7 protein-coding genes are annotated in these 5,775 nt (G+C 40.8%); all 7 read left to right on the forward strand.

Annotation, left to right across the window (positions count from 1 at the left end):
• Positions 1 to 127 precede the first annotated feature (127 nt).
• The 7 genes from V7L97_RS10700 to V7L97_RS10730 all read left to right on the forward strand — a co-directional run bounded on the left by V7L97_RS10700 (position 128) and on the right by V7L97_RS10730 (position 5,538).
• The gene (locus tag V7L97_RS10700; RefSeq protein WP_333655845.1) at positions 128 to 1,708 is read left to right on the forward strand and encodes an alkaline phosphatase; all 1,581 of its coding nucleotides are present in this window, start codon (positions 128 to 130) and stop codon (positions 1,706 to 1,708) included.
• Between the two features lie 153 nt (positions 1,709 to 1,861).
• Positions 1,862 to 2,551 (forward strand): PHP domain-containing protein, encoded by a 690-nt coding sequence (locus V7L97_RS10705; RefSeq protein WP_333655847.1) that lies wholly within the window; start codon positions 1,862 to 1,864, stop codon positions 2,549 to 2,551.
• A 10-nt stretch (positions 2,552 to 2,561) separates the two neighbouring features.
• Positions 2,562 to 3,776, forward strand: a complete 1,215-nt coding sequence (locus tag V7L97_RS10710; RefSeq protein WP_333655849.1) for a ceramide glucosyltransferase — start codon at positions 2,562 to 2,564, stop codon at positions 3,774 to 3,776.
• Between the two features lie 8 nt (positions 3,777 to 3,784).
• Positions 3,785 to 4,501 (forward strand): metallophosphoesterase family protein, encoded by a 717-nt coding sequence (locus tag V7L97_RS10715; protein WP_333655851.1) that lies wholly within the window; start codon positions 3,785 to 3,787, stop codon positions 4,499 to 4,501.
• A 73-nt stretch (positions 4,502 to 4,574) separates the two neighbouring features.
• Entirely contained in the window at positions 4,575 to 4,877 is a 303-nt protein-coding gene (locus tag V7L97_RS10720; protein ID WP_333655852.1) for a phosphate-starvation-inducible PsiE family protein, read from the forward strand.
• Entirely contained in the window at positions 4,855 to 4,992 is a 138-nt protein-coding gene (locus tag V7L97_RS10725) for a hypothetical protein (protein ID WP_333655853.1), read from the forward strand. Before V7L97_RS10720 ends, V7L97_RS10725 begins: the two co-directional genes overlap by 23 nt.
• Before the next feature lie 153 nt (positions 4,993 to 5,145).
• The gene (locus tag V7L97_RS10730) at positions 5,146 to 5,538 is read left to right on the forward strand and encodes a hypothetical protein (RefSeq protein ID WP_333655855.1); all 393 of its coding nucleotides are present in this window, start codon (positions 5,146 to 5,148) and stop codon (positions 5,536 to 5,538) included.
• Positions 5,539 to 5,775: the final 237 nt, after the last annotated feature.

Raw genomic sequence — 5,775 nt, forward strand, 5'->3', positions numbered from 1 at the left:
AAAGACATTCGTTTCTGGCAGGGAGGTATTTTCCGCCTTTTAACCAAAACTTAATCTTGGCTTAATAGTCCTGTAATTGAAATAATTTTATGATTCACTATGGTTATTAAAAAAGGAGGAGGGGGTTATGGATAAGAATGGCATAAGCAGGAGAGATATTCTGAAACTGGCAGGTGCAGGTGCATTGTATTCGCTGTTTCCATCAAATGTTTTAGGAAACAGCCTGTCTGAATTCTCACCATCAAAGGGGCGCGGTCTTATATTTGTTGTAGGAGACGGAATGCCCCTCGGTGTCATAAGGGCAATGCATGAAATAAGCACAAGGGTCTGGGGAAATTCGGGAACAAATATATACTCCCTTATGGGAGATGCACGCTCATCACTGGGCTATGTGGGGACAAAGAGCCTGTCCAGCATTGTGACAGACTCCGCGCCAGCGTCCGTTGCATGGGCAACGGGGTCAAAGACAGCAAACAGGATGCTGTCATCACTCCCAGATCAAAGACCATTAAAAACAATCATGGAACTTCTCAGGGAGCGAGGCTATGCATGCGGGCTTGTCACTACCACGAGGGTTACCCATGCAACTCCAGCAGCATGGGTCTCACATCAGATGCACAGAGATGCAGAAGATGATATAGCCCTGGACTATTTGAAATTTAAGCCCGATGTTTTGCTTGGTGGAGGGAGCAGACATTTCGATCCTTCAAAGAGAAAAGACGGGAAAGACATTTTCACAGCATTTGCTGATGCTGGTTACGATGTTGTAAAAGATAAAAACAGCTTAATATCAAAAGAGACAATCTCATCAAAAAAGCCTTTGCTTGGACTCTTTAACCAATCCCACATCAGTTACTATGTGGACAGATTAAACAATCCTGAGCTAAGCAGCAAACAACCTACCCTTGCAGAAATAACAAAGATCGCCCTCAGCAAACTTTCAAGGAATCCCAGAGGTTTCATTCTTCAGGTGGAGGCAGGAAGAATAGACCACGCCAATCACTCTAACGATGCATGGGCAGCGATAATGGATACATACGAATTGGATATGACCATCGGAGTCATTAATGAATATCTGAAAGTCAATCCAAACACCCTTGTAATAGTTACATCTGACCACGGCAATTCAGGCTGGGGAATCAACGGGACCGGTCCTGAGTATAATGATGCAACAGAGGCATTGAAGAAATACACGGACATTAAGGCATCCTTTGAGATCATCAAAAAGGAAATGAAGGGAAAGACCGCAAAGGAGATAAGGGATATATTTGAATACTACACAACATTTACCCTTTCTGAAAAAGAGGCAGAAATGGTTCATGAATCCATGCAACCAGGATACGAACCATATCCTGGGGATTTCGTATACCAGCCCGATGCCATCCTCGGAAAGGCACTGTCCCATAATATTTATGGCAAGGATGAAAAAGGCAAAGCCAAAAGGCCTGCCATTTTAAGAAGGGGCAATGTGGGATTTACATCCACAAATCATACGGCAGAAGACCAGATATTGCTGGCTTACGGTTATAAGGCCAGAGAACTGGGAATCGGCAGATATATCAATAACACCCACCTCTTTAATGTTATGTGCAGATTCTTTGGCATCAAATATAAAAACCCCACAATGACAGAGGAAGAAGCAAAATCATTTATAAAGGTTGCGTCCCTCGAAGAATGGAAAAGGCATATGGAATTGCACATTTCCTGAACAGCACGGCACACGATGCGCAAGTCGTGTGCCTTTTTTAATTTCTTCCAATCGTAACAAAAATTTAATCCCCCCTTAATACTCATGTAACCTGAAATCCTTATCATGTTAGTAACATGTTGGTAAATATGTTAGCAAATGGTTGATAGGTAAATGTTACTGTGTGACTTCCATATCCACACAAAATACTCTGACGGTTCCGTGGAGTTAAGGAAGACAATTGACATATTCGGACAGGCAGGATTCGATGTAATAGCCATAACAGACCATGTAGTCAATGGAGACAATGGTATTGGAAAACTCGCCCACCGCTTTAAACTATCTGTCACAGCAGCCAACTTCGAGGAATATATATCAAACATAAAATACGAAGCGGAAAGGGCATGGGACAAGTATGAAATGCTCGTGATTCCTGGTATAGAGATCACCAAGAACTATATTACTCCTGAGAAATCAGCGCATATTCTCATCATTGACATAAAAGATTTCATCCCTGCATGCATGAACTACGAAAAGATTTTCCTTGAGGCAAAACAGCAAGATGCCCTCGTAGTCGCATGCCATCCGCACAATATGTCGGACATGAGCAGGGACACACTATTCCTCTGGAACAACAGAGAGAAATACGCCAAATACATAGACGCATGGGAAATAGCCAACAGGGACGGTGTCTTCAATGTGATAAGCCTCAAGAAATATCCGTATATCGCAAACAGCGATTTTCACAGGGCAAGGCACCTGTATTCGTGGAAGACATTGCTTAACTGCGAAAAGAATATCGACTCGATTAAAAAATGCATAAGGCATAACAAAGGAGTGGCAATAACACTGTTCAGAAATTAGGAGGGAAGATATGGAAATGTTTTACATCTTTGCAGGCATCACCATTTTGGGACTCATCGCTTATGGACTACAGATATGGGCAGTGCGGTCAACATTAAGAACAGGTAAAGGTAGAGGTATAGGTAAAGATTTACCTTTTCCCTTACCTCTGCCTGCTGTCTCAATCCTCAAGCCCCTCAAGGGACTCGATGACAACTTGTTCGACAATCTTGCAAGCTTCTGCACGCAGGACTATCCAGAATACGAAATCATATTCTCGCTTCAGGATCACAATGACCCTGCATATAAAGTAGCAAGAAAAATAAAAGATAAATATCATGAAAAAAATATCTCCATAATAGTCGAAAAATGCGATGTAGGACTTAATCCGAAGGTTAATAATCTCATGTCCGCATATAAGGTCTCTCAATATGAGCATATTCTCATAAGCGACAGCAATGTAATGGTGGATAAAGACTACTTGAAGGAAATAGTAAAACATATGAAGGAGGATGTTGGCCTTGTGAGCAATGTTATAAGAGGTATTGGAGGCAGCACCATTGGCTCTATATTCGAAAATCTCCATCTGAATACATTCATATTAGGAAGTGTATGTTTCCTTGATAAGTTTCTCAAAATGCCCTGTGTGGTGGGAAAGTCTATGCTGATGAGAAAGAATGACCTTGAGGCAATAGGCGGGTTTAAGGCTGTAAAGGATGTGCTTGCAGAGGATTATGTGATAGGAGAAAGGATTCATAAAATGGGAAAGAAAGTTGTTCTGTCGAATTATGCAATTAATAATGTAAATGAATACTGGGGTATAAGAAGATTTCTCAACAGGCATACAAGGTGGGGAAAGCTCAGGTGGAGGCTCGGAGGAATCAAATATATCTCGGAACTCATCGGGAATCCTGTATTCATGTCCTTTATTCCAATGATGTTATGGGAGATTTCAAGGACAACCGTTTCCTTTGCTTTGTTTGTATCCCTCATTAAAGTCATAGGAGATTTATATCTCGGAAAGATAACTGACTCCGACTCGAATCCCATGGTTTATCTTTTATCTCCGGTTAAAGACATGATCATAGGTCTCATCTGGTTTGTGCCCATATTAAGCAATACGGTTGTGTGGAGAGGCAACAGGTATATCATCGGTAGGGATTCGATGCTCTCACCCTGTCCGGAAACTGGCATGTGGGCATGGAGATACAGGATAGTTGATGCAATAAAGGCAAGGATTGCATAAATAAGACAATGAAAATAGCTATACTCGGAGACATTCACGGAAATATAGAGGCGCTGAAGGCTGCATATGATGCAGCAGCGTCCAATAATGTTGAAAAAATCTACCACCTCGGAGACCTCGGCGGATACGCGCCATTTGCAAATGAAGTGGTGTGCTTCCTTATTGAACACGGAATCGAGGGGGTTCAGGGTAATTATGATGATGCTGTTGCGAACAACAAAGAGCACTGCGGGTGCAAATATGAAGACATGATTCAGTCGACAATGGCAACACAGTCCTTTGAGTGGACAAAAAAGCATGCAACCCAGAAGAGCAAGGATTATATGAAAGACCTTCCCTTTGAGATAGCGTTTTCCGTACATGACAAAAAGGTAAAGATATTTCATGCAACTCCGCTAAAAAATAATCTTTACTGGCACAATGACAGGGATGAAGACTTTTTCCTTCATATGGCAAGAAAGGCAGAAGCAGACATCATGATTTACGGACATACGCATATCCCGTACAGAAAAAACATCGGCAATAAGGTATTTATAAATGCCGGCAGTGTTGGAAAGCCGAAGGACGGCGATACAAGGACATGTGTCTGCATTGTTGATATAACTCTTAATGAGGTAAGAACAGATTTTTTAAGGATCTCATACAATGTTGACAAAGTGGCATCCGCCATTATTGAAAGGGGCCTACCCTCATATTTTGCCGAAAAATTGCGAGCAGGGAAATAATCCGGCAATTTCCAGCATAAAATTTAACATCCATTTCATAACCACGCAACACTCAAATATTTATAATCTCAAAATGGGATTATTCAAAAAAGTCGTGGACATAATCATCAAGCTGATGATACCCCTCGTAATCCTTGCCCTTATGATGGGCATTGCGAGGATATTCATAGATTTGAGGGTAGTCTTTAAAAGCCCGACAATAGCAGCAGGGTTTGATACCATGGTAACGAATATACTGTCGATGTTTATTGTTATAGAACTTCTGAGAAGCATAATCGAATATTTCGAAATCCACAGGCTTAAGATAACATTTTATTATAGATGCCTCTATGGTATTTGTCCTGAGAAAAATTATGATTGGCATTTATCAGCATAAAATAGGTGCCCTTGAGATAGCCTCCCTTGCAGTGCTCCTGCTCGTAATTGGCGGCGTAAGGGCATTGGCTATCGTGTATTCACCGGACAAGAAGGAGGTTATAAAACATGAATAGAGAGGTTTCTGAAAGGTTAGAGGATATTATACTTACTATCGCTTTGATAATAGGTATTTTGTTAATAATCATGCACTGGGGGTGAAGTGGTTTTTCATATAGATTTAACAGTTCAGTCATATTGCCGTAACAATGGAGTGGTATCCTTATCATGTGAGTACAGAAAAATTTGAGAATATTAGATTTGAACAATTAAATGATACTACGATTCTAACCTTTACTGACGACCTGACCACAAAGGATCGTGATAAACTCATAGCTGCCTTGATGAGTTCAATAGAAAACTCAGATCGTGTGGTGGTCAATTTTGAAAAGGCAATAAATGTTGATTCAATATGCCTTTGGATTTTATGTATGGCAAAGAGAATCGCAAGGAGATCAAAGAAGTTCATGATTCTGACCGGTAAATTCACAGCAGTCGTCAGACAAAGGCTTGAGTCCAACAGTTGTAGCTGTTTTATAGATTGTGCATTTTTAAATAACAAAGGCTGCATTTTATCTGAGGTATCCAGAGGAATAGGCTTGCAAACTGTTCCTAAAATTTAATCTCCATTTCATTATCCTGCAACATTCACTCATTTAAAATATAATAGAAGGCCGATAAGAAGACAAACCATTTAAAATTCACACATTCAGGGGGTGAAATTATGTGTCCCAATTTTAACAATGGCGTATGTGATATTGCCGGTATCGAGCCGGAATACGTGGGAGTGTGCATATGGGAATCCTGTTATAAAAATGCCCATGAAAGCTGTAAGCTCTACATGGTTGAATGCCTCATAG

Source organism: Dissulfurispira sp. (genome assembly GCF_036745535.1).
Lineage (GTDB): Bacteria > Nitrospirota > Thermodesulfovibrionia > Thermodesulfovibrionales > Dissulfurispiraceae > Dissulfurispira.